The 1,130-nt window shown below is 69.0% G+C and carries 2 protein-coding genes; both read left to right on the top strand.

Going from position 1 to position 1,130, the window contains the following annotated elements:
- Positions 1-237 precede the first annotated feature (237 nt).
- Positions 238-660 carry a DUF2958 domain-containing protein gene (locus VM95_RS39535; RefSeq protein ID WP_052707822.1) on the top strand — a complete coding sequence of 141 codons (423 nt, stop codon included), beginning with the start codon at positions 238-240 and terminating at the stop codon, positions 658-660.
- Positions 661-707: 47 nt separating this feature from the next.
- Positions 708-986 (top strand): hypothetical protein, encoded by a 279-nt coding sequence (locus VM95_RS37615; RefSeq protein WP_045705967.1) that lies wholly within the window; start codon positions 708-710, stop codon positions 984-986.
- Positions 987-1,130: the final 144 nt, after the last annotated feature.

Genomic DNA, 1,130 nt, shown 5'->3' with positions numbered 1-1,130 from the left:
GGCCTTCGGCCGGCCCTTGACCCGGACGGCCTCTTTGCCCCGGACCCCAGGCAGCTGTCGGGGGGACGGGGGAGGTGCGCCCTCGTAACTGACGGTCCGCCACCCGTCTTTCCCGGGGTGGGGAGCCCTGTCCGTGAACTTGCCTGAAAACCCTCTTTGGTGTATTCTTATCTTGTTGGTCGGGGAGGGCAACCCCGACCGACGGCCCACGAGGAATCGCCCGTCGAGAGGCAGAACATGACTGAGCTGAACAGTGCGACCGTCGAACCCGGAACCTGGTCCTGGGGGGCGATGCCCGAGCAGAACCGGCGTGCCAGGGGTCACGAGTTCTACCCGCCGTTCGCTGACCTCGCCAAGATCCCCGAGCTGTACGCCACGGAAGGCCAGCCGGTCGACCAGAAGATCTGCCACCTCCACTACTTCACCGGCGGATCGGACTGGTACATCGCCGAGGTCGACCCGGCCAGCGGCCTCGCCTTCGGCTGGGCGCGAGTCAACTACTCGGAAGGCGAGTGGGGTTACATCCATCTGGTCGAACTGGAAGAGCTGTATCTCACCCCTGCCGTCCGGCCCGGCAGTGTGGCACTCCCGATCCTGGTCGAACGGGATCTCCACTTCGCCCCGACCCGTGCCGCCGACATCCCCGCCATCGCTTCCTAGGCCCCCTGTCCGCCCCTGCCAGTCCGGCCGAATCGAGGGGCCCTCTCATGTTCACCGATGGTCCCGAGCGGAGCACCGCCGACGAGGCGGCCCGCGCGCTGCTCGCCGCCCACGCCTTCGCCGCCGCTACACCTGGCGCCTACCAGTGCGAGCCCACGATCCCGGAAGGCATGTCCCTGGTCGTCTGTGACCTGATCACCGGACTGCTCCACCTCGCCGATGCCACCGGCGTCCAGGGCGACCGCGAGGAGCTGACGCACGGCGCGTACCTGCGGTACCGCGAGGAAGCCGCCTACGAGAGGATCGCCGAACTCGACCCGTTCTGAGCCCAGTTCCCCGCCCCCGTCCTCGGTGGTTGTTGCCGCCGGGGGCGGGCGGGATTCGGTCGCGCCTTCGGCGCGGCTGCTTTTTCTGGTCCGGGCGCCCCGCTGCGCGGTTCCCCCGGCCCCCCTTCGCGGCCCAGTATCCGG

Origin of the sequence: Streptomyces rubellomurinus, assembly GCF_000961885.1 — a bacterium.
GTDB classification, from domain to species: Bacteria; Actinomycetota; Actinomycetes; order Streptomycetales; family Streptomycetaceae; genus Kitasatospora; species Kitasatospora rubellomurina.
The sequence above is the reverse complement of the archived record's forward strand: the minus strand, read 5'-3'. Positions and strand labels throughout refer to the sequence as shown.